Raw genomic sequence first — 26,406 nt, 5'->3', positions numbered from 1 at the left:
GTTCCCGTACATGACTTCTCTTCGCAAGCTGGGCACGTCCGATCTCGAGGTCTTCCCGCTCTCCCTCGGCGGCAACGTCTTCGGCTGGACCGCCGACGAGGCGCAGTCCTTCGCCGTCCTCGACGCCTACGCCGCCGCGGGCGGCAACTTCGTCGACACCGCCGACTCCTACTCGAACTGGGCGGAGGGCAACTCGGGTGGCGAGTCCGAGACGATCATCGGCAAGTGGATCAAGGCGCGCGGCAACCGCGACGACGTCGTGATCGCCACGAAGGTCAGCCAGCACCCGGAGTTCCAGGGTCTGCGGGCCGCCAACATCAAGGCGGCCGCGGACGCCTCCCTGCGCCGCCTGGGCACCGACCACATCGACCTCTACTACACGCACTTCGACAAGCCCGAGGTGCCGGTCGAGGAGATCATCGGCGCGCTGGACGAGCTGGTGAAGGCGGGCAAGGTGCGGCACATCGCCGCGTCCAACATCTCCGCCGAGCGGCTGGAGAAGTCGCTGGCCTTCTCCGAGCGCGAGGGCCTGGCCCGGTACGTGGCACTCCAGCCGCACTACAACCTGGTCTCGCGTGAGACGTACGAGGGTGAGCTGCAGGACCTGGCGGAGCGCACCGGCCTCGCCGCCGTCCCGTACTACGCCCTCGCCTCCGGGTTCCTCACCGGCAAGTACCGCGAGGGCGAGGTGGTGGAGGGTGCCCGGGCCGCCGGCGCCGGCAAGCACCTGCAGACCGAGCGGGGCCGCAAGGTGCTCGCCGCCCTCGACGACATCGCCGAGGCCCACCGGGTGCCGGTCGCCACGATCGCCCTGGCCTGGCTCGCCGCGCAGCCGACGGTGGCGGCCCCGATCGCCTCGGCGCGAGTGGTGGACCAGCTGCCGGCGCTCCTCAAGGTCGCGGAGGTGACCCTCACGGAGGCCGAGGTGCAGCGGCTCACGGAGGCGTCCGCGTAGCTCTCGTCAGGTCTGGTAGGGGTTGTACGCGGGGTACGGCGCCGGCTGCTGGCCGTACCCGTACACCCCGTACATCGGCCACGGCGCCGCCACCACCGGGACCGGCGGTGCCGTCGTCCGGGCCGCGTGGTCGAGCGCCGGGCGGGCGACGTCCCGCCGGGCCCACAGCTCGTGCAGCAACTCCCGCTCCCGTACGACGAAGTCGGCGCCGGCGCGGCCACGGCGCCCCCGGTGCCGCAGGAACGCCAGCGACGTCGCGTAGGCCTCGTACTGCGCGACCGCCCGCGCGGCGGGCCGTCCGGCGTGATGGCGGGCGTACTGGCGGGCGATGCGCCGGGCCCGCATCGAGCCGAGCGCGAAGGGTTCGGCGGGGGTGAGCCAGCCGGCGACGGCGTAGGCGGGCAGTTCCTCGCGGACGGTCCTCAGCTCGCGCTGCCGGGTCCAGATGACCAGCCAGGTCAGCAGCCCGAACGCGGGGACCATGAAGGCCGCGTACACGGCGAAGAAGCCGTACTCCCCGAAGGTGGACGAGCCGTTCCAGACGGCGTGCATGCCCATCGCGAGCAGCAGGCCGGAGAGGGGGAAGAGGACGCGGCGGAGGTGGTGGCGGTCCGCGGAGAGGGCGGCGATGCCGAAGCCGATGCCGGTGAGGACCGTGAACAGGGGGTGCGCGAACGGGGACATGATCACGCGCACGAAGAACGTCGCCGCGGTCACGGACGCGATGCCGCGGTCGCCGGTGAGCTGGTCGGTGCCGAAGGCGGTGCCGAGGTAGAGGATGTTCTCGGTGAACGCGAAGCCGGTGGCGGTGACCCCGGCTATCACCACGCCGTCGACGATCCCCGTGAAGTCCCGTCTGCGGAACAGGAAGACCAGCAGGACGGCGGCGGCCTTCGCGGACTCCTCCACGATGGGCGCTATGACCGTGGCACCCAGGGTGTCCGCGCTGGACGGGTCGGCCGTCGCGGTGGCTATCCATCTCGTCGCGAAGCTGTTGGCGACGATCGCTATCAGCGCTGCCGCGCAGGCGCCCCAGGCGAAGCAGAACAGCAGATTGCGCCAGGGGCCCGGTTCGACGCGGTCCAGCCAGCGGAACGCGGCTATGAGCAGCGGCACGGGGAGGATCGCGAGGCCGAGGCCGACCAGGAAGCCCTCGGTGCCGGTCTGTTCGCGCACCAGGGCGAGGATGACGAGCCCGGACAGGGCCAGCAGGGTGGTGAGGGCGCCGTAGCGCACCCACTTCCGCTGCCACCAGTGCGCGTGCCGCAGCGCACCGCCGGCGGGGCCGGTGGGAGGGTGCGTGGGGTACGGGGGAAAGGTGGTCACGGCATCGACCCTAACGAGTCAGAGGCGCCGCCCGCAGGGGGGAAAACTGAGCTCAGGCGCCGGTGGGGGGTGAGGTGTCGTGCGGTACGCGACGGAAGAGCAGGTCGTTCACGACATGTCCCTTGTCCAGTCCCTGGCCCTCGAAACGGGTCAGCGGCCGGTAGTCGGGACGCGGCGCGAAACCGCCGTCGGCCTGGGTGTTCTCGAAGTCCGGGTGCGCCGTGAGCACTTCGAGCATCTGTTCGGCGTACGGCTCCCAGTCGGTCGCGCAGTGCACGATCGCGCCCGGCTTGAGGCGGGTCGCGGCGAGGCTGAGGAACTCCGGCTGGATCAGCCGCCGCTTGTGGTGCCGCTTCTTCGGCCAGGGGTCGGGGAAGTAGACGCGCAGCCCGTCGAGGGAGTCGGGGGCGAGCATCTCGCGCAGCAGGATGATGGCGTCGCCGTTGCCGACGCGGACGTTGGACAGGCCGTTCTGGTCGGCGAGGTTGAGCAGGTTGCCCTGGCCGGGGGTGTGCACGTCGACGGCGAGGATGTTGGTGCCGAGGTCGGCGGCGGCCATCTGCGCGGTGGCCTCACCCATGCCGAAGCCGATCTCCAGGACGACGGGATGGGCGTTGCCGAACAGCTCCTCCAGGTCGAGGACCCCCCGCCCGTCGATGTCCAGCCCCCACTTGGGCCACAGCCGCTGCAACGCGTCGGCCTGCCCGGCGGTCACCCGGCTCCGCCGCGGCTGAAAACTCCGGATCCGCCGTTCGAAGTGAGACCCGGCGGGGTCCGGCGTGGGCCCGTCGGGGAACCGGGGCTCACCCTTGAACCGGGTGTGCCGGACGGAGACGCCGGGGGTGTGCTCGGCCGCTTCGCCGGGGGCGTGCGGGGCCGGCTCACCGGGGGTGGCGGTGGGCTGGGTGGCTTCGGGGGTGTTGGGGGAGTCAGACACAGTGGGTCGATTTTACTGGCGTTGCTGGCTTCGTCGCCGACCCGCCCGCTCAGCCCTCGGCCAGTACAGCCAACGCCCTCCTCGCAACCTCCCGCCCGATCGGCAGCGAAGCCGTCGCCGCCGGGGACGGTGCGTTCAGTACGTGGACCGTCCGCGCGCCCTCCTTGATCAGGAAGTCGTCCACCAGCGTCCCGTCCCGCAGCACGGCCTGCGCCCGCACCCCCGCCGCCGTGGGCACCAGGTCGTCCTCCCGCACCGCGGGCAACAGCCGCCGCACCGCCCGCGTGAACGCCGCCTTGGACACCGACCGCCGCAGCTCCCCGGCCCCGTACCGCCAGTGCTGCCGCGCGATGTGCCACGACCCGGGCCAGGCGAGCGTCGCGCCCAGCTCCCGAGGCCGTACGACACCCCATCCGTACCCCTCCCGGGCGAGCGCCGGCACCGCGTTGGGCCCGATGTGCACGCCGCCGTCGATCCCGCGCGTGAGATGCACCCCGAGGAACGGGAACGCCGGGTCCGGCACCGGATACACCAGCCCTCGCACCAGTTCGGGCCGCGCCAGCTCGTAGTACTCGCCCCGGAACGGCACGATCCGCATCTCCGGGTCGTCCCCGGCCAGCCGCGCCACCTCGTCGCAGTGCAGCCCGGCGCAGTTCACCAGCACACGCGCGCGGACCACGTCCCCGGCGGTGGTGCGCACGGCGACCCCCAGTGCCGGGCGCCGGTCGATCCGCTCGACCCGCGCGCCGTACCGGATCTCCGCCCCGGACGCCGCCGCGAGCTGCCGGGCGACGCCGACGAAGTCGCACACGCCGGTCGTGCCGACGTGTATGGCGGCGAGGCCCTCGACCTCCGGCTCGTACTCGGAGATCTGGGCGGGGCCCAGCTCGCGCACCGGAATGCCGTTCTCCCGGCCGCGCTGCACCAGGCCGTGCAGCCGCGGCAGCTCGTCCCGCTCGGTGGCGACGATCAGCTTGCCGGTGACCGCGTGCGCGATGCCGTACTCCGCGCAGAACTTCACCATCTCCGCGGCGCCCTTGACGGCGTACCGCGCCTTGAGCGACCCCGGGCGGTAGTAGATCCCGCTGTGGATGACCCCGCTGTTCCGCCCCGTCTGATGCCGGGCCGGCCCCGCCTCCTTCTCCAGGACGGTCACCCGCGTCCCGGGCGCGGCACGCGTGATCGCGTACGCCGTGGACAAGCCGACGATGCCCCCACCGATCACGAGCACGTCACAGTCGTAAGCGACGGCCGAGCGCACATGCACCACCTCCCACCTCGATAGTGCACTGCGCCACTGACAGTCCCTTCAAACGCGGGATGCGACAGCGGCTATGCCGGAGCCATCAGCAGGGGCCTCGCCCGCTCCCGCAGCTCCACCACCCGCGGCTCGTCGCCGTACGGCTCCAGGCGGTGCAGCAGGTCCTTCACGTACTCGGTGGTGCGGGCCGACGAGATGCGCCCCGCGACCTCCACCGCCCGCACGCCCTGCTCGCATGCCGCATCGAGATTGCCCGACTCGAGCTCGGCGACCGCCGAGACGACGAGCCGCAGTCCGTGCGAGCGCACGAACTCCTCCGTCGGCTGCGACAGCGCCTGCTCCGTGAAGCGGCGCACCTGGCGCGGTGCCTTGAGGTCGCGGTAGCACTCGGCCGCGTCGGCGGCGAACCGGTCGTAGGAGTAGAAGCCGAGCCAGGACGGGTCCTGGTCGCCGTCCCGCGCCCGCTCCAGCCAGCCCTCGGCGGCCCGCAGCGCCGCGCCCGCCGCGTGCGCGTCGCCCGCGCGTGCGTGCGCGCGTGCCTCGACGAGGCGGAAGAAGCTCATGGTCCGGGCGGTCGCCAGGCCCCGGTTGCGCTCCAGGGCGGCCTGGGCGAGGTCGACGCCCTCGTCGCCGAAGCCCCGGTAGGTCGCCTGGAGGGACATGGAGGCCAGTACATAGCCCCCGAGGGGGACGTCGGCCGCCGCGCGGGCCAGCCGCAGGGCCTGGATGTAGTAGCGCTGCGCCGCCTCCTGCTGACCGGTGTCGAAGGCCATCCACCCGGCGAGCCGGGTGAGTTCGGCGCTGGCACCGAAGAGTGCCCGGCCCACCTCGTCGGAGTAGGAGCCGAGCAGCAGCGGAGCCGCCTCCACCCGTAAACACTCCGGCACCATGGACGAACGCCAGTCGCCGCCTCCGTACTTGGAGTCCCAGCGCCTGGCGTCCTCGGCGGCCTCCCGCAGTTTCTGCACGTCGCTGTGGCCGACTTTGAGCGGTGCGCCGGAGTCCTCGGAGTGGTTCACCTCGCGCGCGACCGAGCTGTCGGCCGGGGTTATCAGCCACCGTGAGGCAGGCGTTGCGTACGCGCTTACTGCGAACGATCCGGCCAGCGACTGCCAGATGCCGCCGGAGCCGGCCCGGCGCCCCGCGAGGTCGAGCCGGTACAGCTCCGTCGCGCTGCGGACGGCCTGTCCGACGTCCCTGGGGAAGGCGAGGCCCACCTCCGGTGCGGGATCCGCGTCCGCCAGACCGATCTCGTGGAGCGGCACCGGGCGGCCGAGCTTCTGGCCGATCGCGGCGGCGATGAGGTGCGGCGCAGCGCCTTGCGGCACCATGCCCTTCGACACCCAGCGCGCCACCGAGGTCTTGTCGTAGCGAAGAGTCAACCCGCGTTGAGCGCCAAGATCGTTGACGCGACGCGCGAGTCCTGCGTTGCTGATTCCCGCGAGGGCGAGAACGGCGCCGAGTTTTTCGTTCGGCCCGCGTTGCTCCCTGGACATGCGCCACCCCTCGACACAGACGGCTGCCGCGCTGGCATAACCACGCGGCATTCGTAAACCCAGCGTAGTTCGCCGCATCCCAAGCGTTAAGGGGCATTCTTCCGGATGGCGGGATTGTGGCCCGTACGCGCGTGCGGGGCCCCACACGCACCGTCCCACCGTGCTCCCGCTGTGTGGCCGTGCGCCTGCGCGTGCGCTCTTCTCCGGCCATCGGGGGAGCGGTTCCATGGATCGTGCGTGGGTCGGCCCGCTGTACTGGATCCAGTGGGCTGGGGGATTCCGCCGCCTCCATCCCCGCGGGCGGCGGAACGGTCCGGGGGGCGAACTCCGTTCCCCGGACTGCGCGTTGCCGAGGCGCTGCGCAGAGCCTGTACGGAGCGTGCGCGAGCCCGTCTCCGCCGCGCCAATTTGGCTGAAAATCGCCCCCGCATTCCTCGGGCAATTACCGCTCCCACCATGGAAGTTGGCGGCGCGAAGGGCGTTCTGGGGGAGCGTATCGGGGGCGCATTCAGGTCGCAGGCCCCCTCCCTGGTACGGGTGTTCGCTTCTTCACGGGCATGCGCGTGGGGGCGCACACGGCGGAGCTCAAGCGGCTCCGTCGCCCCTCCGGTGCGCGTCCTTCATGGCAGCATGGTGAACCGATTCGTACGGTGCACTGGTTGTCCACAGCCTGTGGAGGCGTCCATGCGGTGGTTGGTGGGGTGGAGCAGCACCGCAGCGGGCGCAGCCGAGATCGGTTCCGCCGGGGCCACCGGTGCGGACGGCGAGACCGTGCACCCGGTGGGGTCCCAACTCCTGTGGGGCGATCCCGATCCGCTGTGGGCGGTCGGCGACTGGCGCCCCGACGAGGTGCGGGTGGTGAAGGCCGACGCCCAGAACCGCATCGCCGTCCTCGGCACCTGCGGCGCGAGCGACGAGCAACTGCGCGTCGGTCTGTTCGCCGCGCGCGGAGGGGCACTTCGCCATCTGACGAACTGGCCCGGCAGCTACACCGCGGTCGTCCAGGTGGGCCGCCGCGTCACGGTGTGCGGCGATCTCGCGGGCGCCCGCCCGGTGTTCTACACCCCCTGGGCCGGCGGTACGGCGTACGCGACGGCCGCCCTCCCGCTCGCCGACCTCATCGAGGCCAACCTCGACTTCGGCCACCTGGCGGCCCTGCTGGCCGCTCCCGACGTACCGGCGGCCCTGCACGACTCCACGCCCTACGACGGCGTACGGCGCATTCCGCCGGGGCACGCGCTGATCCTGCGCGCCGGAGCGCGTGAGATCGCCGGGTACGAGCCGGTGGCCTCCCTCGCGGTGGCGGCGCCCACGGCCGACCCCGACAGCGCGGTGGACGCCGTACGGGACGCGCTGGTGGAGGCGGTACGCGCGCGCTTGTCGGCTCCTCGGCATGTGCCCGGCGCCGACATCGACCCGGGTCCCGTGCCCGGCATGGGGCCCGCCGAACGCCGTGCCGCGCGCGGGATGCCGGTCCCGGGCATCGGCGCCGACCTTTCCGGCGGCCCCGCGTCCGGCACCCTCGCCCTGCTGGCGGCGGGCCTCCCGGGAGCGCCGGGCACGGTCCTGGGACACGGCACGGGGGCGGGCGAACGCCTCCTGGCGGTCACCTTCAACGACCTGGCGGTGGGCGGCCGCGAGGCCGAGCTCGAACGCGCCGGGAACCTCGCCGCCAACCCGCGCCTGCACCATGTGGTGGTGACCGGCGGTGAGGAGACCCTGCCGTACGCCGACCTGGACGGCCCGCTGACCGACGAGCCCGGCGCGAGCCTGGTGACGGCCGCCCGCCATCGCGCCCGCCTGGCCTCCGGCAGCGCCGACCACTTCACGGGCTACGGCGCCCGCCAGGTCCTGGACGCCCACCCGGCCCGCCTCGCCGACCTCCTGATGGACCGCAAACGCCGCCACCTGGTCCGCCCGGTCGCCGCGCTGGCCAAGGCGGACGGCTCGGTGATGGTCCCCGCGCGCGTGTACAGCGCGGCGCGCCGGCTGGCCCGGACGCCCTACAGGGCAGGTCTCGAGGTCCTGGCCGACCGCCTGATGGACCGCCGCTTCGAGGAACCCGGGGGCGCGGTCGGCGCTTCCCTGGCCGCGCTCACGTGGGCCAGACCGGGCCCCGCGGCCCGCTGGCTGACCGGCGAGGCCCTTGCTGAAGTATCGGTTCGCCTGCAAGGCGCGACGAACCGTTCAGCCGTGGGCCCGGGCCAACGTCCCGGCGACTACCGCGCGCGTGCGGCGCTGGCGAGGCACGCCGCGGACCTGAGGGTGCTGGAGCAGGCAGCCGAGATCCGCTTCCAGCGCCTGCACGCCCCGTTCCTCGACAACCAGGTCGTCCGCGCCTGCCGCGCCCTCCCCGAGGCCCTCCGCGTCCAGCCCGGCGCCCGGGCCGCGATCCTGCGCACGGTGCTCCAGGGCGCCGGCGTGGCCGACCTCCCCCCGGGCTGGGGCGCCCCCTCCCACGCCTCGGCGGCGGTGGCGGCCCGCACGGGCCTGAGGGTGGCCGCCGACTCCCTGATGGCCCTCTTCGGCACGCCCTTGCTGGCGGAGGCGGGACTGGTGGAGGCACGGGTGGTCCGCAAGGCCCTGAGGGCGGCGGCGGAGGGCGAACCCCTTCCCCTGGACGGCCTGGCCGACCTGGTCTCCCTGGAACTCTGGCTGCGCCGCCTCCTGGCCCGCCGGGGAACCTGCTGGACCGGAACCCCGGCCCGCGCGCGTGCGGTACCGGCGGGGATCACGCCCCAGCGGGGGGCTCTGGGGGCGGGGGCCACGGCGCGGAGGGGATAGGCCTTCTCACGCCGGGCCGGGCAACACGCACCCCCATCCATCCGCCCCCGACACCCCACCACCCACAAACCCCGTGCCCCTCGCGGCCTCCCCGGCGACAATGACCCGGTGCGGTACAGAATTCTGGGTGTCACCCAGGCAGCGGACGACCACGGCACCGTCGTACCCCTGGGCGGTGCCCGAGTCCGAACGCTGCTCACCGCCCTCGCCCTCCGACCGGGCCACACCCTCACCCCCGACACCCTCATCGACGACATCTGGGCCGACACCCCGCCCCAGGACGCCAACGCGGCGCTCCAGGCCCTCGTGGGCCGTCTGCGCCGCGCCATCGGCAAGGCGACGATCGTCTCGACGCCCGGCGGCTACCGCCTCGACGCGGCCAGGACGGACGTCGACCTCTTCGTCTTCGAACGCCTCGTGCACCAGGGCGTTGAGGCCCTCCACACCGGCGACCCCGGCGCAGCCGCCCGCGCCCTGGACGAGGCCCTCGCCCTGTGGCACGGCCCGGCCCTCGCCGACCTCCCCGACCGCACCGCCGCGACCCGCCCGGAGACGCTCCGCCTGGAGGCGACCAGGACCCGCGCGGAGGCGTCCCTGCGTCTGGGCCGCGCCCAGGACGTCGTACCGGAACTGACAGAGCTGACCACGGCCCGCCCGTACGACGAGAAGCTGCACGCCCTCCTCGTCCGCGCCCTGCGTGACACCGGCCGCCCGGCCGACGCCCTGGCCGCGTACGAGACGGCCCGCCGAGCCCTGTCCGAGGGCCTGGGCACCGACCCGGGCCCGGAACTGCGCGCCCTGCACGCCGAACTCCTGGCCCCGGCGCCACCGGCAGCCGAGGCGGCCCCCGCATCCCCCGACCCCGCATCCCCTGCCCCCGGACCCGCCCGCACCGGCAACCTCCGTCCCCGCCTCAACTCTTTCGTGGGCCGGGAACCCGAACTCGACGCCATCCGTTCCGAATTGCACAGGGCCCGGCTCGTCACCCTCACCGGACCGGGAGGCTCTGGAAAGACCCGCCTCGCCGAGGAGGCCGCCGCCGCGCTGCCGCAGGCTTGGCTGGTCGAACTGGCACCGCTGGACCGCCCGGAGGCGGTGCCCGGCGCGGTGGTCAGCGCCCTCGGTCTGCGGCAGACCGTGCTGATGGCCACCGAGCTGTCCACCCCGCAGGAGGACCCGCTCACCCTCCTCGTCGAGTACTGCGCCCCGCGCAGCCAACTCCTGATCCTTGACAACTGCGAACATGTGATCGAGGCGACGGCCCACCTCGCCGAAACCCTCCTCACCCACTGCCCGGGGCTCACGATCCTCGCGACCAGCCGTGAACCCCTGGGTGTCCCCGGCGAGTCCGTGCGCCCGGTCGAGCCCCTCCTCCCCGACCAGGCCCACCGGCTCTTCACGGAGCGCGCGACGGCCGTCCGCCCGGACGCGGCGGACCTCGTCCTCCGCGACTCCGACGCCGTGGCGGAGATCTGCCGCCGCCTCGACGGACTGCCGCTCGCCATCGAGCTGGCGGCGGCCCGTCTGCGGATGCTCACGCCCCGGCAGATCGCCGACCGCCTCGACGACCGCTTCCGCCTCCTCACCTCCGGCAGTCGCACGGTCCTGCCCCGCCAGCAGACCCTGCGCGCGGTCGTCGACTGGTCCTGGGACCTGCTCGACGAGCGGGAGCGGACGGTGCTGCGCGAGGTGTCGGTGTTCGCGGGCGGCTGGGACCTCGCCGCCGCGGAGGCCGTGTGCACCGGCCCCGCCGCCGAGCTGATCGGGGCGCTCGTCGACAAGTCCCTGATCGTGGCGGCCCCGTCCGAGGCCCCGGACGGCGGCGGCGCGATGCGCTACCGCATGCTGGAGACGATCCACGAGTACGCCGTGGAGCGCGCCGCCGAGGCCCCGGAGCAGCGTGCCGGCGCCGAGCGGCGGCACCGCGCGTGGGCCAGCGCCCTGGTCGCGGAGGCCGAGCCCGTGCTGCGTTCGGTCGGCCAACTCCCGTGGATCTCCCGCCTGGAGGCGGAGCTGGACAACATCCGCGCGGCCCTGCACCGAGCCGTCGAGGACGGGGACGAGGCGGCGGCGGGCGCGCTGGCCGTGAACATGGGCTGGTTCTGGTGGCTGCGCAACTACCGGCGCGAGGGCGCCGACTGGGTCGACCGGATCCTGCGGTTGGGCGCGGCGCTGGACGTGGCCCCGCTCCCCGAGGATCCCCAGGCTCGCTGCTCGCTCCTGGAGTCCCTGGACCCCATGGACGTGCTGCTCTCCGCGCCGGACGGCGGGGCCGGACACCCGCTGTACGAGCTCCGCATGGAGCTGCGGATGCTGCACATCCTGCTCGTCTCGGAGATCGAGGCGCGCGACCGGATACCGGACGAGCGGATGGGCGAGTACCTCGCCCAGGTGCGGGCGTACTTCGAGAAGGGCGGCCCGCAGGCGGCCCGGATGCCCGGCCTCGTCTGGCCGCTGACCTCGTTCTTCGTGGGCGACCGGTTGGACGCCCGGGGCATCCTGGACACCGCGATCGCCAACTGCCGCACGTACGGCGGCGACTGGGAGCTGGGCGTCACCCTGATGTTCCGCACGCACATGGCGGTCGACTCGCCCGGCGGCATGCCGGGCGTGGACGACGACCTCGCGGAGCTGCGGGTCCTCAGCCGCCGCGTCGGTGACCGCTGGCTGCGGGCCCAGGTGTACAGCGCGGCGGGGGAGACGGCCATGGCCCGCGGCCGGCTGGAGGAGGCGAAGGGGGCGTACGAGGAGGCGCTGCAACTCGCCTACGAGGTCGGGGCGTACACGGAGACGCCGTTCCTCATCGCCCGCCTCGCCGAGATCGCCTACCGCGCGGGCGACCGCTCGGCCGCGATCACGGCCCTGGACGAGGCGAGCGAGGCCTCCGACCGGTACGGCGTCGGGGACAGCAGGGCGTTCGTGCTGATGCTGCGGGCGCATGTCGCGCTGGACGACAAGGACACCGCCACCGCGCGCGAGCTTCTGGAGGAGGCCCGCGTGGAGACCGCGCGGGGCACGCCGCCCCCGCAGTTCGTCGTGATGCTGAACGCGGTCGAGGCCATGGTGACGGTCGCCGAGTCCGGCCCGGGGCACGGACTGCCCAAGCTGGTCGCCACGGTTCGGGAGGCCGTGGACAAGCAGTGCGCCGACCTGATCGTGGCGACGCTCGTGGACGTCACGGCGGCGCTGCTCGCCGACCTCGGCGACCTTCCCCGCGCCACCAGGCTGCTGGCCGCGGCCGGGCACTGGCGGGGCCACGAGAGCCGCTCCATGCCGGAGGCGGCCCGCGCCGAGCACGCCGAGTCCACGGCCCGCACCGGGCTGGGAGCGGCGCGGTACGAGGAGGAGCACGCGCGCGGCGCCACCCTCACCCCGGCCGACGTCCTCGACGAACTCGACGCGGCCCTGCGCGCGGGCGTCACCGGCCTCTGAAACGCGGCGGGGCGGGACCGGGCTCTACGAGCAGCGGAACTTCGACTCGGCCCAGTCCGCCAGCAGCAGGTCGTCGTACTCGCTGTGCGGCTCGACGACGAGCCGTACGGTCTTGCGCCCGGTGAGGTCGACATGGACCGGGATCGCCGCGTCCCCGCCCTGGACCATGCCGGACTTCCACAGCTGGACGCCGTCGGCGTAGACGGAGAAGTACATCTTGCCGAGCCCGAGGGTCATGTCGTCGACGCCGACGTAGGCGTCGTAGGAGGTGCAGGCGCGGTTGAGGTCGATGGTGACGGAGGAGCGGCCGTGCACGGTCACGCCGTGCGTGTAGCTCTTGTCCGCGATCGAGACGCCGTACCGCTGCCACACCCAGCTGCTCTCGGCGATCCGCATCTCCGGGTTGGTGCCGTCGCCGTTGACGTTGTACGCCAGCTCGCTCCACTGGTAGACGGCCGGGGCGGGGGTGGGCGTGGGTGTCGGAGTGGGGGTGGGTGTCGGGGTCGGTTTGGGCTTCGGCTTCGGCTTCGGTGTGGGGGTCGGCGTCGGCTTGGGGGTGGGCTTGGGCGTCGGGGTGGGGGTCGGTGTAGGGCTGGGGGCCGGGGCGATGACCGGAGGCACGGGCGCGGGCTGCTTCTTCGGCGGCTCGGGCGTCTCCTCCGCGGGCTCGGCCACCGGCGTGGAGGCGGGCGGCCTGGCCTCGGGCTTGTTGTCGGCCGGCCGGTCGTTGCCGGACAAGGCGAGCGCCGCGGCCACGCCCGCCGCGACCAGCACACTGGCCGCGATCCCGACCTTGACCGGCGCGCCCACCCCCTCGGAGGCCGCCGCGCCGCCGGCCGCGCCCGCCCCGCCCGACGAGCCGCTGCTCGCCGCCGCGGCGCCCGCGACACCGGCCGCGCCCGCTCCGGTGCCACCGGCGATGAGCGCGGCGACCTTGGCGTACCCGGCGGCACCGAACCAGCCGATGACGGCGACCGGTACGACGGCGGGGATGCTGCTCGCGACCTCGGAGATCTGGGCGGCCGCGAGGCGGCACTTGGCGCACTCCTCCAGGTGCTTGCGCAGCCCGCGTTCGGCGCGGGTGCGCAGCCGGCCGCGGGCGTAGGTGCCGAGCTGGTCGGCGTAGCGGGCGCACTCCTCGTCGTCGGCGAGGGTCGCGCTGACGTGGGCCTGGAGGTAGGCCTGCTTGAGGCCCTCGCGGGCGCGGGAGGCCAGCACACGCGTGCCGTTGGCGTCGAGTCCGAAGAGCGTGGCGACATCGCTCGGCGACTCGTCCTCGACCTCGGTGTGCCACAGCACGGCCTGCCAGCGCTCGGGCAGCGACCGGAAGGCCTGCATGGCCATGGACTGCTCGGCCTCGTGCATCGCGCGGACGTCGGCGCCGAGGTCCAGTGTGTCGTCGTCGGAGACCTCGCTGACGCGCGCGGACTGCGCGGCGAACAGCGCGAAGTCGTCGACCAGTTGCTCCCGCTTCGCGGACTTCGTCCAGTTCGCGGCGACCCGTCGGACGGTGGTCAGGAGATACGCACGTACGGCGTGCTCGGGCCCCGAGCCGCCGCGCACCGCCTGGAGCATGCGGGCGAAGACCTCGGCGGTGAGGTCGTCGGCGGTGTGGGCGTCCCGGCAGCAGGTGCGGGCGTAGCGGCGCACCGCGTTCGCGTGGCGCCGGTACAACTCCTCGTAGGCCGTGTCGTCGCCCGAGCGCATCCGGCCGATCAGGTCGGCGTCGGAGGGCGGCAGATCCCGGGGCGGCGGCAGGACGCTGTCCTCGCGCCGGTCGCGCTGCGTCGGGACGCTGCCCTCGACCGGGTCGCCGCCGCTGTGCGGGCGGCCCGCCCGTCCGCCCTGGCTCGGTACCTGGGGAGACGCGAGGCCGTCCGGCTCACCGTCACCGTGTGACTCGTCCCGCCCGTCAACACTCATCGCGGAAAGCCCCCGCCGCCTGCCCTGCCCGTCCCGAACACCGGGTCAGAGTGCCACATCGGCTTTTGACCGGGCCCCGGCAGTACGGGGCATCCACTCGTCCGTGGGGACCTTTGGCAAGGCAGTACTAGCCGTCACCCATCTGGGGAAAGGTCAACTGACGTCGCTCACGCGGAAGTTGGGGGACGTATCCGAAAAGACCGGAATGCGACCGGGGTGTGAGCGGTGTACCGCTCACACCCCGTCGTCACCCGTTCGAGTCACCGGTCGCGCGGGTGTTCACGACGGCCGCGACCGCAGACCCTCCAGCAGGATGTCCAGCAGTCGCGCCGAAGCCGCCGCCTGCTGCGCCGCGTCCGGCAGCGAGGGCGCCGCCGTCGCGATCACCAGCAGCACGTCCGACACCGACACGTCCGCCCGCAGCTCACCCGCCGCCCGCGCCCGTTCCACGAGCTGGCCCACCACGTCGAGCAGCGCCGCCGCCCCCGTGTCGTCGGCCGACAGCGACTCCTCCGACACCAGCCGCAACTCACCGGAGCCCGGCTGGGTCCGCTGCTGCGGCACCCGCGCCTCGTCGAAGACGGCACCGCCGGCCTGCCCGGCCTGCTCCTCGGGAACGCCGACCCGCAGCACCTGCGGCGGCAGCAGCCGCCCGGCACCCGAGGCCACCGACGTCCGCAGGAAGCGCGACAGCGCCGACCACGGCTCGTCCTCCTGCCCGAGCGCCGCACGCGCCTGGTCGGTCAGCCGGGAGGTCTCCTCCTCGGCTATCCGGCGCACCAGGACGTCCTTGCTCGGGAAGCGCCGGTACACCGTGCCGACACCGACCCGCGCGCGACGCGCCACGTCCTCCATCGGCGCGCCGTACCCCAGCTCGCCGAAGACCTCGCGCGCGGCCCGCAGTACGTGCTCCAGATTGCGCTGTGCGTCCACGCGCAGCGGTGTCGAGCGGGACGCGTCCCCGCGTCCGTTGCCCACCGCCGCGCTCATCGCTCCGCCACCGGGTGCGATGGCGGAAGCGGAAGACCAATGAGAGTCCTGAACATGCATAAGCGATCCCCCGGTAATGACGTCTCCCCCCGGAGACTCTCCCCGCCACTGAAAGGCCGGGGCGACACAGGGAACGAACCCGGTTCACGGGCCGCCCGTCGCGGACCCGATGAGCGCATCCCCCTACACCCCGTCGACACACGAACATAGTTGAGTGGGAGTCAATTCAGAAGGGGCAGGTTCCGCACAGAGCGCCCCCCGAAAGGAGTACGGGTCGTATACGTCCCGATTGCACCCTCTGGTGACCCCCGGCGCACACCCGCTGACCTGCAATCCTTCCCCGCACGCCGTCGATTCGGCCAACCCCGCGCACACGAGGTCGCCGGTCACACAAATTGTCGGGGCTGTGGACAAACTCAAGCGCCGGGTGCGTCATGGGGTGGTGAAGGAACGCGCGCGCATTCTCGTTGTCGGCGGCGGCTACGTCGGGATGTACACGGCCCTGCGTCTCCAGCGGAAGCTGAAACAGGAACTCAGGCGCGGAGAAGTCGAGATCACGGTGGTCACTCCCGACCCCTACATGACCTACCAGCCTTTCCTTCCCGAGGCGGCCGCCGGTTCCATCTCCCCGCGCCATGTCGTCGTGCCGCTGCGCCGCGTCCTCGACCACTGCACCGTGATCATCGGCGAGGCCACGGCCATCGACCACGCCAAGCGCACCGCCACCCTCACCACCCTCGCCACCGAGGAGGAGGGCACGGGCGCCCGGCAGCTGACGTACGACGAACTCGTCCTCGCCCCCGGCTCCGTCTCGCGCACCCTGCCCATCCCCGGTCTCGCCGACCACGCCATCGGCTTCAAGACCGTCGAGGAGGCCATCGGCCTGCGCAACCACGTCATCGAGCAGATGGACATCGCCTCCTCCACCCGGGACCCCGCGATCCGCGACGCCGCCCTCACCTTCGTCTTCGTCGGCGGCGGCTACGCGGGCGTGGAGGCGCTCGGCGAACTGGAGGACATGGCCCGCTACACCGCGCGGTACTACCACAACGTCCAACCCGAGGACATGAAGTGGATCCTCGTGGAGGCCTCCGACCGCATCCTCCCCGAGGTCGGCGCTGAGCTGGGCCGCTACACCGTCACCGAACTGCGCCGCCGCAACATCGACGTACGCCTCGACACCCGCCTCGAATCCTGCGCCGACCGGGTCGCCGTCCTCAGCGACGGCGCCCGCTTCCCGACCCGTACGGTCGTCTGGACGGCCGGCGTCAAACCCCACCCGGTCCTCGCCGCCAGCGACCTCCCGCTCACGGACCGAGGTCGGCTGAAATGCACCGCCCAGCTCACGATCGAGGGCGCCACGCACGCGTGGGCGGCCGGAGACGCGGCAGCCGTCCCCGACGTCACGGCCGGGGAACCCGGCAAGGAGACCGCCCCCAACGCCCAGCACGCGGTGCGCCAGGCCAAGGTCCTTGGCGACAACATCGCCCACGCGCTCAAGGGCGAGCCCCTGGAGACGTACTCCCACAAGTACGTCGGATCGGTGGCCTCCCTCGGCCTCCACAAAGGCGTCGCACACGTCTACGGACGCAAGCTGAAGGGCTACCCTGCCTGGTTCATGCACCGCGTCTACCACCTCAGCAGGGTCCCCACCTTCAACCGCAAGGCCCGCGTCCTGGCCGAATGGACCCTGTCCGGGCTCTTCAAGAGGGAGATCGTCTCGCTGGGTTCGCTCGAACATCCCCGAGCGGAGTTCGAACTCGCGGCCGGTGGAAAGCCTCCTCAGGACCCCACGAACGACCCGAAGGGGTCGTCCTGACCGGACCCAGGAACTCCACCGGCGGGGCAGGCGTCTGACGGATGTCGGCCCGGTCGGTCACACTGCCACACTGATCCCCGACCCAGGACGGGTGGACGCCCGCCCACCGAACCCGCGAGGACCCAGGCCGGGTCCGGAGCCGGCCGAAGACGACGACACGAGGCAAGGATTCGTGAACTTCACGCGCTGGAGCGCCCGGCTCCCCGGAACGCAGCGCCGCGCAGCCGCGCGGACCGACCACGAGCTCACCCCGGACCGAATCGGGGAGGGCGCCGTACCCGCGGCCCGCGCCGAACAGCTCACCGACGACGCACCCCCCGTCCCCGCCGTCGACGAACTCCCCGTGCGCGAGGTCCTCGACCGCGTCCCGGCCCTCGTCGCCCTGGTCCACGGCCCCGACCACCGCCTCGCCTACGTCAACGACGCCTATGTGACCGCCTTCGGCCCCCGCTCCCCGGGCGCACCCGCGAGCGAAGGCCTCCCCGAGCTCCACGAGACGGGCCTCCTCCCCCTCCTCGACCAGGTCCTGCGCAGCGGCAAGCCGCGCACGATCAAGTCCCGCAAGGCCCCCGACGGCCGCTGCTACACCTTCACCTGCACCCCGGTGTCGGAAGGCGACGGCGGCGTCCTCGTCTTCGCCACCGACGTCACCGACCACGCCGAAGCCGCCGAGCGCCTCAGAGCGAGCGAACGCCGCCAGCGCGAAACAGCCGTCACCCTCCAGCGCTCCCTGCTCCCCCAGGTCCTGGAGGAACCCGACGACCTCCGCATCGCCGCCACCTACCAGCCCGGCGGCACCGAGGCCGCCGTCGGCGGCGACTGGTACGACGTCATCACCCTCGGCGGCGGCCGCACCGCCCTCGTCATCGGCGACGTCATGGGCCGAGGCGTCCGCGCGGCAGCCGTCATGGGCCAACTCCGTACGGCGGTCCGCGCGTACGCCCGCCTCGACCTGCCCCCGCACGAGGTCCTCCAACTCCTCGACGGCCTCGCCACGGAGATCGACGCCAACCAGATCGCCACCTGCGTGTACGCCATCCACGACCCCAACGAGGGCAAGCTGGTGTACGCCAGCGCCGGCCACCTCCCGATCCTGGTCCGCGACGAGAGCGGCGCGGTACTCCGCGCGGACGAGCCGACCGGCCCGCCCCTCGGCACCGGCGGCTGGATCCACGCCTCCGGCTCGATCCCGCTGGGCCCCGGCGCCACGGCGGTCCTCTACACCGACGGCCTCGTCGAACGCCGCGACGAGGACCTGGACGAGGGAATCGCGTCCCTGGAGCGCGCGCTGTCCGGCGCGACCGGCACGCCCCAGGTCGTCTGCGACCGCCTCGTCCGCTCCGCCGGCGTCACCGCCGACCACGACGACGACGTCGCCGTCCTCGTCCTCCAGCACCCGTCCCGTACGGGCCCCGACAGCGACCTCTTCCGCAACGCCGCGCTCGAACTCCTCGGCGGGGTGGAGGCGGCGCCACGCGCGCGTGCGTTCGCCTCCGGCGTGCTGACCAGTTGGCGGTTCCCGGCGGAGCTGCATGACCTGGGGGTGCTGGCGGCGAGCGAACTGGTCGCGAACTCGTTGCAGCACGGGACGCCGCCGATGCGGTTGAGGCTTCGCCGTACTGATCGGCGGTTGATCATCGAGGTGACGGACGGGGACGACCATCTGCCTCGGCGTCGGAAGGCTGAACCCGGGGATGAATCGGGGCGGGGTATCGCGATTGTGGCGACCATTGCTTCGAACTGGGGGTCGCGGAGGACGCCTGGGGGCGGGAAGGCGGTTTGGTGCGAGTTCGTGCTGCCTAAGGGGTAGGGGCGCGGGGTTGTGTGGCGACTGCGGGCTCGCTGTGGCTTGTCGCGCAGTTCCCCGCGCCCCTTAGGTATCTCCAGTTACGCGGCGACGGATTCTTGCTGTGTGCCGCCCTGGGCCACCACGCGGCTCCTTGCTCGCCACGGGTGGTCCTGCGCCGGTGTCAGCTGACGGCCGAGCCTCAGCGCCAAGTACGTGATGCCCACCGAGAACAGCAGGAACGTCACGACGTACGGGGCGTGCAGGGACGCGCCCATCGGGCCGCCGATCGCCGGGCCCACCGCCAGGGCGAGCTGCTTCACCAGGGCGAAGGCCGAGTTGTACTGGCCCGCCATGCCTGTCGGGGCGAGGTCGGCCACCAGCGGGGCGACCGTCGGGGACAGCATCGCCTCGCCCAGACCGAAGAGGGCGTACGTCGAGACGAACGCGGCCGTCGCCATGGCCTGGCTGCCGTGGCCGAGCCCGGCGTACCCCGCCACGACCCACGCCACCGACCAGATGATCCCGACCGCCGCGATCACCCGCGAGCGCCGACGCCGCTCCACGAACTTCAGAACCGCGAACTGCGCCACGACGATCATCGCCGTGTTGGCGGCCAGCGCCGTCCCCAGCGCGGACGTGGAGATCCCGGCGGCCTCGACGCCGTACGCGGCCAGACCCGACTCGAACTGCCCGTAGCAAGCGAAGAACAGCACGAAGCCCAGCACGCACAGCTGCACCATCGCCCGGTTCCCCAGCAGTTGCTTCCAGCTGCCCTTGGCGGAAGCGGACGGCGCACCCTCGATCCGCGGCGCGCGCGGCATCCGCACCGTCGACATCACCACGGCGAGCAGCAGGAACATCGCCGCCTCGATCGCGAAGAGGAGGGTGAACGAGGAGACGTTCGTGGTGTCGACGAGGTGACCGCCGATGAGTCCGCCCACGCCGAGCCCGAGGTTCTGCAGGAAGAACTGCATGGCGAAGGCCCGGGAGCGGGTCTCCGACGTGGAGCAGTCCACGATCATCGTCGCCAGGGCGGGCTGCATCACGGCCTGGCCGGCGCCCAGCGCGGCCGCCGACAGCAGGACCGTGGTCGCGTTGCTCGCGAGCCCCAGGCTCAGCGCGCCCAGCGCGGCCGTGACCAGGGCGACGAGCAACACCGGAAGCGGGCCACGCCGCACGATCGCCCGGCCGGCGAACGGCAGCACGATCAGCGCGGCCACGGCGAAGACGGCGAGGACGAGCCCCGCCGTCATGGCCCCCAGCCCCCGCACCTGCGCCACATAGACGTACAGGTAGGGGACGGTGAAGCCGAGCCCGAACGCGCTGAGTGCGTTACCCACGTGAATCCGGCGCATCGCTGCGCCCATCGCCCTGGTCACGTTCACCTCTCTCAGGTAGTTGGAGTGCCTCAGTACTTAGAACCGAAGACTTCGAAGCTAAATTTCAGAGCTAAAGAGTACACAGAGAAGGACTTCAACGCCAAGCGGCCGCGTGCCATACTGCGTCCATGGCTGACACCCCCGGCGGTCCCGGCAGTCTCCACATCGGCAGCGAGCCGACACTCGAGGAACAGATCGCCGCCTACCAGCGCGAGTTCCAGGACCTCGACCCCCAGGTCGAACAGATCGTCTCGGCACTGTCGCGACTGAACCGCCGGATGAACGTCGCCTACGGCCGTCAGACCTCCGCCCTCGGCATCAGCAACACCGACTGGGAGGTCCTCAAGGCCCTCGTCCTCTCCGGCGCCCCCTACCGGATGGGCCCCGGCGAGCTCGCCAAGCGCCTCGGCCTGACGCCGGCCGCCATGACCCATCGCATCGACCGGATGGTCACGGAGGGACTGGTCACCCGGGAGCGCGACGAGTCCAACCGCGTCCGCGTCATCGTGGAGCTGACCGCGGAGGGCCGCGAGAAGTGGCTGGAGGCCATGCGCATGGCGACGGTCTTCGAGGAGGACCTCCTCCAGGACCTGTCCCCGGAGGAGCGGACGGCTCTCGGCGATGTCCTCACCCGCCTCCTGCGCAGGGTGGAGCACGCCCAGCCGGACGCGGGCGGCCGCCTCACCGACCTGGACTGACGTCCCCCGAAAAGATCTTGACAGGGGGTGCTTGACAGCCCCCTCACGGATCCGTAGAGTTCTTCGGGTTGCCGCCGAGCCGTAACGGTTCTTCGACAACACCTCCCGCCGCATCAGCGGCACAACAAACCATCAGCACGATCTCCCAGCCGGGGTGAATTCGGTGTGCCCGAATTCAATTCGATTCGGGCACGGCAGCTCGATTAGCAACTGCCGGAAGGATCCGCTAAGGTTTGAGACGTCGGAACGGCCCAACAGCCGGGAAGACAAGCCCCTCTGACTGGGAGTCAGGCCCGAAAGGATCTGATAGAGTCGGAACCGCCGGAAAGGGAAACGCGAAAGCGGAAACCTGGAAAGCGCCGAGGAAATCAGAACCGGAAACGATCTGATAGAGTCGGAAACGCAAGACCGAAGGGAAAAGCCCGGAGGAAAGCCTGAGAGAGTCTCTCGGGTGAGTACAAAGGAAGCGTCCGTTCCTTGAGAACTCAACAGCGTGCCAAAAATCAACGCCAGATTAGTTGATACCCCGTCTCCAGTCATTCTGACTGGGGCGAGGTTCCTTTGAAATAACACAGCGAGGACGCTGTGAACTGCCGGATTATTCCTCCGGTGGTTCCGCTCTCGTGGTGTTCATCCCGATTACGGGAAAACATTCACGGAGAGTTTGATCCTGGCTCAGGACGAACGCTGGCGGCGTGCTTAACACATGCAAGTCGAACGATGAACCACTTCGGTGGGGATTAGTGGCGAACGGGTGAGTAACACGTGGGCAATCTGCCCTTCACTCTGGGACAAGCCCTGGAAACGGGGTCTAATACCGGATATCACTTCCACTCGCATGGGTGGGGGTTGAAAGCTCCGGCGGTGAAGGATGAGCCCGCGGCCTATCAGCTTGTTGGTGAGGTAACGGCTCACCAAGGCGACGACGGGTAGCCGGCCTGAGAGGGCGACCGGCCACACTGGGACTGAGACACGGCCCAGACTCCTACGGGAGGCAGCAGTGGGGAATATTGCACAATGGGCGAAAGCCTGATGCAGCGACGCCGCGTGAGGGATGACGGCCTTCGGGTTGTAAACCTCTTTCAGCAGGGAAGAAGCGAAAGTGACGGTACCTGCAGAAGAAGCGCCGGCTAACTACGTGCCAGCAGCCGCGGTAATACGTAGGGCGCAAGCGTTGTCCGGAATTATTGGGCGTAAAGAGCTCGTAGGCGGCTTGTCACGTCGGGTGTGAAAGCCCGGGGCTTAACCCCGGGTCTGCATTCGATACGGGCTAGCTAGAGTGTGGTAGGGGAGATCGGAATTCCTGGTGTAGCGGTGAAATGCGCAGATATCAGGAGGAACACCGGTGGCGAAGGCGGATCTCTGGGCCATTACTGACGCTGAGGAGCGAAAGCGTGGGGAGCGAACAGGATTAGATACCCTGGTAGTCCACGCCGTAAACGGTGGGAACTAGGTGTTGGCGACATTCCACGTCGTCGGTGCCGCAGCTAACGCATTAAGTTCCCCGCCTGGGGAGTACGGCCGCAAGGCTAAAACTCAAAGGAATTGACGGGGGCCCGCACAAGCAGCGGAGCATGTGGCTTAATTCGACGCAACGCGAAGAACCTTACCAAGGCTTGACATACACCGGAAACGGCCAGAGATGGTCGCCCCCTTGTGGTCGGTGTACAGGTGGTGCATGGCTGTCGTCAGCTCGTGTCGTGAGATGTTGGGTTAAGTCCCGCAACGAGCGCAACCCTTGTCCTGTGTTGCCAGCATGCCCTTCGGGGTGATGGGGACTCACAGGAGACCGCCGGGGTCAACTCGGAGGAAGGTGGGGACGACGTCAAGTCATCATGCCCCTTATGTCTTGGGCTGCACACGTGCTACAATGGCAGGTACAATGAGCTGCGAAACCGTGAGGTGGAGCGAATCTCAAAAAGCCTGTCTCAGTTCGGATTGGGGTCTGCAACTCGACCCCATGAAGTCGGAGTTGCTAGTAATCGCAGATCAGCATTGCTGCGGTGAATACGTTCCCGGGCCTTGTACACACCGCCCGTCACGTCACGAAAGTCGGTAACACCCGAAGCCGGTGGCCCAACCCCTTGTGGGAGGGAGCTGTCGAAGGTGGGACCAGCGATTGGGACGAAGTCGTAACAAGGTAGCCGTACCGGAAGGTGCGGCTGGATCACCTCCTTTCTAAGGAGCACTTCTTACCGGGCTTGCTCGGTCAGAGGCCAGCATGCGAGCGAACGTCTCGCACTGGTTGCTCATGGGTGGAACGTTGATTATTCGGCACACTTGATTGTCTTCTCCTTCTAGTACTGCTCTTCGGAGCGTGGAACGTTGAGGGAAGCGGGGAGTGTGTCGGGCACGCTGTTGGGTGTCTGAAGTAGCGGCCGTATGGCTGTACTTCGATGCCGGCCCCAGTGAACTCGCCGAGTGTGGCGGGGTGATGGGTGGCTGGTCGTTGTTTGAGAACTGCACAGTGGACGCGAGCATCTGTGGCCAAGTTTTTAAGGGCGCACGGTGGATGCCTTGGCACCAGGAACCGATGAAGGACGTGGGAGGCCACGATAGTCCCCGGGGAGTCGTCAACCAGGCTTTGATCCGGGGGTTTCCGAATGGGGAAACCCGGCAGTCGTCATGGGCTGTCACCCATACCTGAACACATAGGGTATGTGGAGGGAACGCGGGGAAGTGAAACATCTCAGTACCCGCAGGAAGAGAAAACAACCGTGATTCCGGGAGTAGTGGCGAGCGAAACCGGATGAGGCCAAACCGTATGCGTGTGAGACCCGGCAGGGGTTGCGTATACGGGGTTGTGGGATCTCTCTTCCACGGTCTGCCGGCCGTGGGACGAGTCAGAAACCGTTGATGTAGGCGAAGGACATGCGAAAGGTCCGGCGTAGAGGGTAAGACCCCCGTAGTCGAAACGTCAGCGGCTCGTTTGAGAGACACCCAAGTAGCACGGGGCCCGAGAAATCCCGTGTGAATCTGGCGGGACCACCCGCTAAGCCTAAATATTCCCTGGTGACCGATAGCGGATAGTACCGTGAGGGAATGGTGAAAAGTACCGCGGGAGCGGAGTGAAATAGTACCTGAAACCGTGTGCCTACAAGCCGTGGGAGCGTCGGATATGTGCTTGCACATATCTCGTGACTGCGTGCCTTTTGAAGAATGAGCCTGCGAGTTTGCGGTGTGTTGCGAGGTTAACCCGTGTGGGGAAGCCGTAGCGAAAGCGAGTCCGAATAGGGCGGTATAGTAGCGCGCTCAAGACCCGAAGCGGAGTGATCTAGCCATGGGCAGGTTGAAGCGGAGGTAAGACTTCGTGGAGGACCGAACCCACCAGGGTTGAAAACCTGGGGGATGACCTGTGGTTAGGGGTGAAAGGCCAATCAAACTCCGTGATAGCTGGTTCTCCCCGAAATGCATTTAGGTGCAGCGTCGTGTGTTTCTTGCCGGAGGTAGAGCACTGGATAGGCGATGGGCCCTACCGGGTTACTGACCTTAGCCAAACTCCGAATGCCGGTAAGTGAGAGCGCGGCAGTGAGACTGTGGGGGATAAGCTCCATGGTCGAGAGGGAAACAGCCCAGAGCATCGACTAAGGCCCCTAAGCGTACGCTAAGTGGGAAAGGATGTGGAGTCGCACAGACAACCAGGAGGTTGGCTTAGAAGCAGCCACCCTTGAAAGAGTGCGTAATAGCTCACTGGTCTAGTGATTCCGCGCCGACAATGTAGCGGGGCTCAAGCGTACCGCCGAAGTCGTGTCATTGCAGCAATAGGGCCAACGCCTGCTGTGATGGGTAGGGGAGCGTCGTCTGCCGGGTGAAGCAGCCGCGGAAGCGAGTTGTGGACGGTTGACGAGTGAGAATGCAGGCATGAGTAGCGATTCACACGTGAGAAACGTGTGCGCCGATTGACTAAGGGTTCCTGGGTCAAGCTGATCTGCCCAGGGTAAGTCGGGACCTAAGGCGAGGCCGACAGGCGTAGTCGATGGATAACCGGTTGATATTCCGGTACCCGCTGTGAAGCGTCAAACATCGAGCATCGTGATGCTAAGGCCGTGAAGCCGCCCTGATCTCTTCGGAGTTGAGGGGAGTGGCGGAGCCGCCGAACCAAGCGGTTAGTAGGTGAGTGATGGGGTGACGCAGGAAGGTAGTCCATCCCGGGCGGTGGTTGTCCCGGGGTAAGGGTGTAGGACGCAGGGTAGGCAAATCCGCCCTGCACATAGTCTGAGACCTGATGCCGAGCCGATTGTGGTGAAGTGGATGATCCTATGCTGTCGAGAAAAGCCTCTAGCGAGTTTCATGGCGGCCCGTACCCTAAACCGACTCAGGTGGTCAGGTAGAGAATACCGAGGCGTTCGGGTGAACTATGGTTAAGGAACTCGGCAAAATGCCCCCGTAACTTCGGGAGAAGGGGGGCCATCACCGGTGAGAGGACTTGCTCCTCGAGCTGGGGGTGGCCGCAGAGACCAGCGAGAAGCGACTGTTTACTAAAAACACAGGTCCGTGCGAAGCCGTAAGGCGATGTATACGGACTGACGCCTGCCCGGTGCTGGAACGTTAAGGGGACCGGTTAGTGACCTTTCGGGGTTGCGAAGCTGAGAACTTAAGCGCCAGTAAACGGCGGTGGTAACTATAACCATCCTAAGGTAGCGAAATTCCTTGTCGGGTAAGTTCCGACCTGCACGAATGGCGTAACGACTTCTCGACTGTCTCAACCATAGGCCCGGTGAAATTGCACTACGAGTAAAGATGCTCGTTTCGCGCAGCAGGACGGAAAGACCCCGGGACCTTTACTACAGTTTGATATTGGTGTTCGGTTCGGCTTGTGTAGGATAGCTGGGAGACTGTGAAGCTCGGACGCCAGTTCGGGTGGAGTCGTCGTTGAAATACCAGTCTGGTCGTGCTGGATGTCTAACCTGGGTCCGTGATCCGGATCAGGGACAGTGTCTGATGGGTAGTTTAACTGGGGCGGTTGCCTCCTAAAGAGTAACGGAGGCGCCCAAAGGTTCCCTCAGCCTGGTTGGCAATCAGGTGTTGAGTGTAAGTGCACAAGGGAGCTTGACTGTGAGACCGACGGGTCGAGCAGGGACGAAAGTCGGGACTAGTGATCCGGCGGTGGCTTGTGGAAGCGCCGTCGCTCAACGGATAAAAGGTACCCCGGGGATAACAGGCTGATCTTCCCCAAGAGTCCATATCGACGGGATGGTTTGGCACCTCGATGTCGGCTCGTCGCATCCTGGGGCTGGAGTCGGTCCCAAGGGTTGGGCTGTTCGCCCATTAAAGCGGTACGCGAGCTGGGTTTAGAACGTCGTGAGACAGTTCGGTCCCTATCCGCTGCGCGCGCAGGAATATTGAGAAGGGCTGTCCCTAGTACGAGAGGACCGGGACGGACGAACCTCTGGTGTGCCAGTTGTTCTGCCAAGGGCATGGCTGGTTGGCTACGTTCGGGAGGGATAACCGCTGAAAGCATCTAAGCGGGAAGCCTGCTTCGAGATGAGTATTCCCACCCACTTGATGGGGTAAGGCTCCCAGTAGACGACTGGGTTGATAGGCCGGATCTGGAAGCACGGTAACGTGTGGAGGTGACCGGTACTAATAGGCCGAGGGCTTGTCCTCAGTTGCTCGC

Annotated in this window: 13 protein-coding genes and 2 rRNA genes; 8 read left to right on the top strand and 7 right to left on the bottom strand. The window is 69.5% G+C overall.

Annotated features, from left to right (window positions below; translation table 11 throughout):
• Nucleotides 1-10: 10 nt before the first annotated feature.
• A complete protein-coding gene (locus tag CRP56_RS20090; protein WP_097265919.1) occupies nucleotides 11-955 on the top strand; it encodes an aldo/keto reductase in 945 nt (314 codons plus the stop codon).
• Between the two features lie 6 nt (nucleotides 956-961).
• Here the strand turns inward: CRP56_RS20090 and CRP56_RS20085 are convergent, their stop codons facing one another.
• From CRP56_RS20085 to CRP56_RS20070, 4 genes are all read right to left on the bottom strand, one after another.
• A complete protein-coding gene (locus CRP56_RS20085; protein WP_097265917.1) occupies nucleotides 962-2,281 on the bottom strand; it encodes a PrsW family intramembrane metalloprotease in 1,320 nt (439 codons plus the stop codon).
• A 52-nt stretch (nucleotides 2,282-2,333) separates the two neighbouring features.
• On the bottom strand, nucleotides 2,334-3,218 hold the full coding sequence (gene trmB / locus CRP56_RS20080; protein ID WP_097265916.1) for a tRNA (guanosine(46)-N7)-methyltransferase TrmB: 885 nt from the start codon (nucleotides 3,216-3,218) through the stop codon (nucleotides 2,334-2,336).
• Between the two features lie 49 nt (nucleotides 3,219-3,267).
• The gene (gene lhgO, locus CRP56_RS20075; RefSeq protein WP_097265914.1) at nucleotides 3,268-4,488 is read right to left on the bottom strand and encodes an L-2-hydroxyglutarate oxidase; all 1,221 of its coding nucleotides are present in this window, start codon (nucleotides 4,486-4,488) and stop codon (nucleotides 3,268-3,270) included.
• A gap of 62 nt (nucleotides 4,489-4,550) precedes the next feature.
• Nucleotides 4,551-5,975: a hypothetical protein gene (locus CRP56_RS20070; RefSeq protein ID WP_059194529.1), complete on the bottom strand. Its 1,425-nt coding sequence runs from the start codon at nucleotides 5,973-5,975 to the stop codon at nucleotides 4,551-4,553.
• 684 nt (nucleotides 5,976-6,659) lie between these two features.
• Here CRP56_RS20070 and CRP56_RS20065 point away from each other — a divergent pair.
• Both CRP56_RS20065 and CRP56_RS20060 read left to right on the top strand, forming a co-directional pair.
• The gene (locus CRP56_RS20065) at nucleotides 6,660-8,759 is read left to right on the top strand and encodes an asparagine synthase-related protein (protein ID WP_097265913.1); all 2,100 of its coding nucleotides are present in this window, start codon (nucleotides 6,660-6,662) and stop codon (nucleotides 8,757-8,759) included.
• 108 nt (nucleotides 8,760-8,867) lie between these two features.
• Nucleotides 8,868-12,191 carry a BTAD domain-containing putative transcriptional regulator gene (locus CRP56_RS20060; RefSeq protein WP_097265911.1) on the top strand — a complete coding sequence of 1,108 codons (3,324 nt, stop codon included), beginning with the start codon at nucleotides 8,868-8,870 and terminating at the stop codon, nucleotides 12,189-12,191.
• A 24-nt stretch (nucleotides 12,192-12,215) separates the two neighbouring features.
• Here CRP56_RS20060 and CRP56_RS20055 read toward each other — a convergent pair whose 3' ends face one another.
• Together CRP56_RS20055 and CRP56_RS20050 are read right to left on the bottom strand one after the other, a co-directional pair.
• Nucleotides 12,216-14,114, bottom strand: a complete 1,899-nt coding sequence (locus CRP56_RS20055) for a sigma-70 family RNA polymerase sigma factor (RefSeq protein WP_097265910.1) — start codon at nucleotides 14,112-14,114, stop codon at nucleotides 12,216-12,218.
• Between the two features lie 279 nt (nucleotides 14,115-14,393).
• Complete coding sequence (locus tag CRP56_RS20050) at nucleotides 14,394-15,164, bottom strand: TetR/AcrR family transcriptional regulator (protein ID WP_097265909.1); 771 nt, start codon at nucleotides 15,162-15,164, stop codon at nucleotides 14,394-14,396.
• A 379-nt stretch (nucleotides 15,165-15,543) separates the two neighbouring features.
• On the opposite strand from CRP56_RS20050, the gene CRP56_RS20045 reads away from it, so the two are divergent.
• Nucleotides 15,544-16,923: an NAD(P)/FAD-dependent oxidoreductase gene (locus CRP56_RS20045; RefSeq protein WP_097274277.1), complete on the top strand. Its 1,380-nt coding sequence runs from the start codon at nucleotides 15,544-15,546 to the stop codon at nucleotides 16,921-16,923.
• 172 nt (nucleotides 16,924-17,095) lie between these two features.
• Complete coding sequence (locus CRP56_RS20040; RefSeq protein ID WP_097265908.1) at nucleotides 17,096-18,733, top strand: ATP-binding SpoIIE family protein phosphatase; 1,638 nt, start codon at nucleotides 17,096-17,098, stop codon at nucleotides 18,731-18,733.
• A 77-nt stretch (nucleotides 18,734-18,810) separates the two neighbouring features.
• Here the strand turns inward: CRP56_RS20040 and CRP56_RS20035 are convergent, their stop codons facing one another.
• Nucleotides 18,811-20,079 (bottom strand): MDR family MFS transporter, encoded by a 1,269-nt coding sequence (locus tag CRP56_RS20035; RefSeq protein ID WP_097265906.1) that lies wholly within the window; start codon nucleotides 20,077-20,079, stop codon nucleotides 18,811-18,813.
• Between the two features lie 140 nt (nucleotides 20,080-20,219).
• On the opposite strand from CRP56_RS20035, the gene CRP56_RS20030 reads away from it, so the two are divergent.
• The 3 genes from CRP56_RS20030 (at nucleotide 20,220) to CRP56_RS20015 (ending at nucleotide 26,396) form a co-directional block, all read left to right on the top strand.
• Nucleotides 20,220-20,789, top strand: coding sequence for a MarR family winged helix-turn-helix transcriptional regulator (locus CRP56_RS20030; protein WP_097265905.1), 570 nt, complete (start codon nucleotides 20,220-20,222; stop codon nucleotides 20,787-20,789).
• Between the two features lie 652 nt (nucleotides 20,790-21,441).
• Nucleotides 21,442-22,967: ribosomal RNA gene (locus CRP56_RS20020) — 16S ribosomal RNA — on the top strand.
• A 307-nt stretch (nucleotides 22,968-23,274) separates the two neighbouring features.
• Nucleotides 23,275-26,396: ribosomal RNA gene (locus CRP56_RS20015) — 23S ribosomal RNA — on the top strand.
• The 16S and 23S rRNA genes sit together here, the layout of an rRNA operon.
• Nucleotides 26,397-26,406: the final 10 nt, after the last annotated feature.

The organism is Streptomyces sp. TLI_55 (genome assembly GCF_900206255.1).
In the GTDB taxonomy this organism is placed as follows: Bacteria; Actinomycetota; Actinomycetes; order Streptomycetales; family Streptomycetaceae; genus Streptomyces; species Streptomyces aquilus.
Note: the sequence above shows the minus strand (reverse complement) of the source record. Positions and strands in the feature narration are given on the sequence as shown.

Bases quoted from the DNA above. Each gene is read 5' to 3' on its own strand.
- CRP56_RS20030 (WP_097265905.1), top strand. From the start codon at position 20,220: ATGGCTGACACCCCCGGCGGTCCCGGCAGTCTCCACATCGGCAGCGAG.
- CRP56_RS20065 (WP_097265913.1), top strand. From the start codon at position 6,660: ATGCGGTGGTTGGTGGGGTGGAGCAGCACCGCAGCGGGCGCAGCCGAG.
- CRP56_RS20090 (WP_097265919.1), top strand. From the start codon at position 11: ATGACTTCTCTTCGCAAGCTGGGCACGTCCGATCTCGAGGTCTTCCCG.
- CRP56_RS20035 (WP_097265906.1), bottom strand. From the start codon at position 20,079: ATGGGCGCAGCGATGCGCCGGATTCACGTGGGTAACGCACTCAGCGCG.
- CRP56_RS20055 (WP_097265910.1), bottom strand. From the start codon at position 14,114: ATGAGTGTTGACGGGCGGGACGAGTCACACGGTGACGGTGAGCCGGAC.
- CRP56_RS20070 (WP_059194529.1), bottom strand. From the start codon at position 5,975: ATGTCCAGGGAGCAACGCGGGCCGAACGAAAAACTCGGCGCCGTTCTC.
- CRP56_RS20050 (WP_097265909.1), bottom strand. From the start codon at position 15,164: ATGCATGTTCAGGACTCTCATTGGTCTTCCGCTTCCGCCATCGCACCC.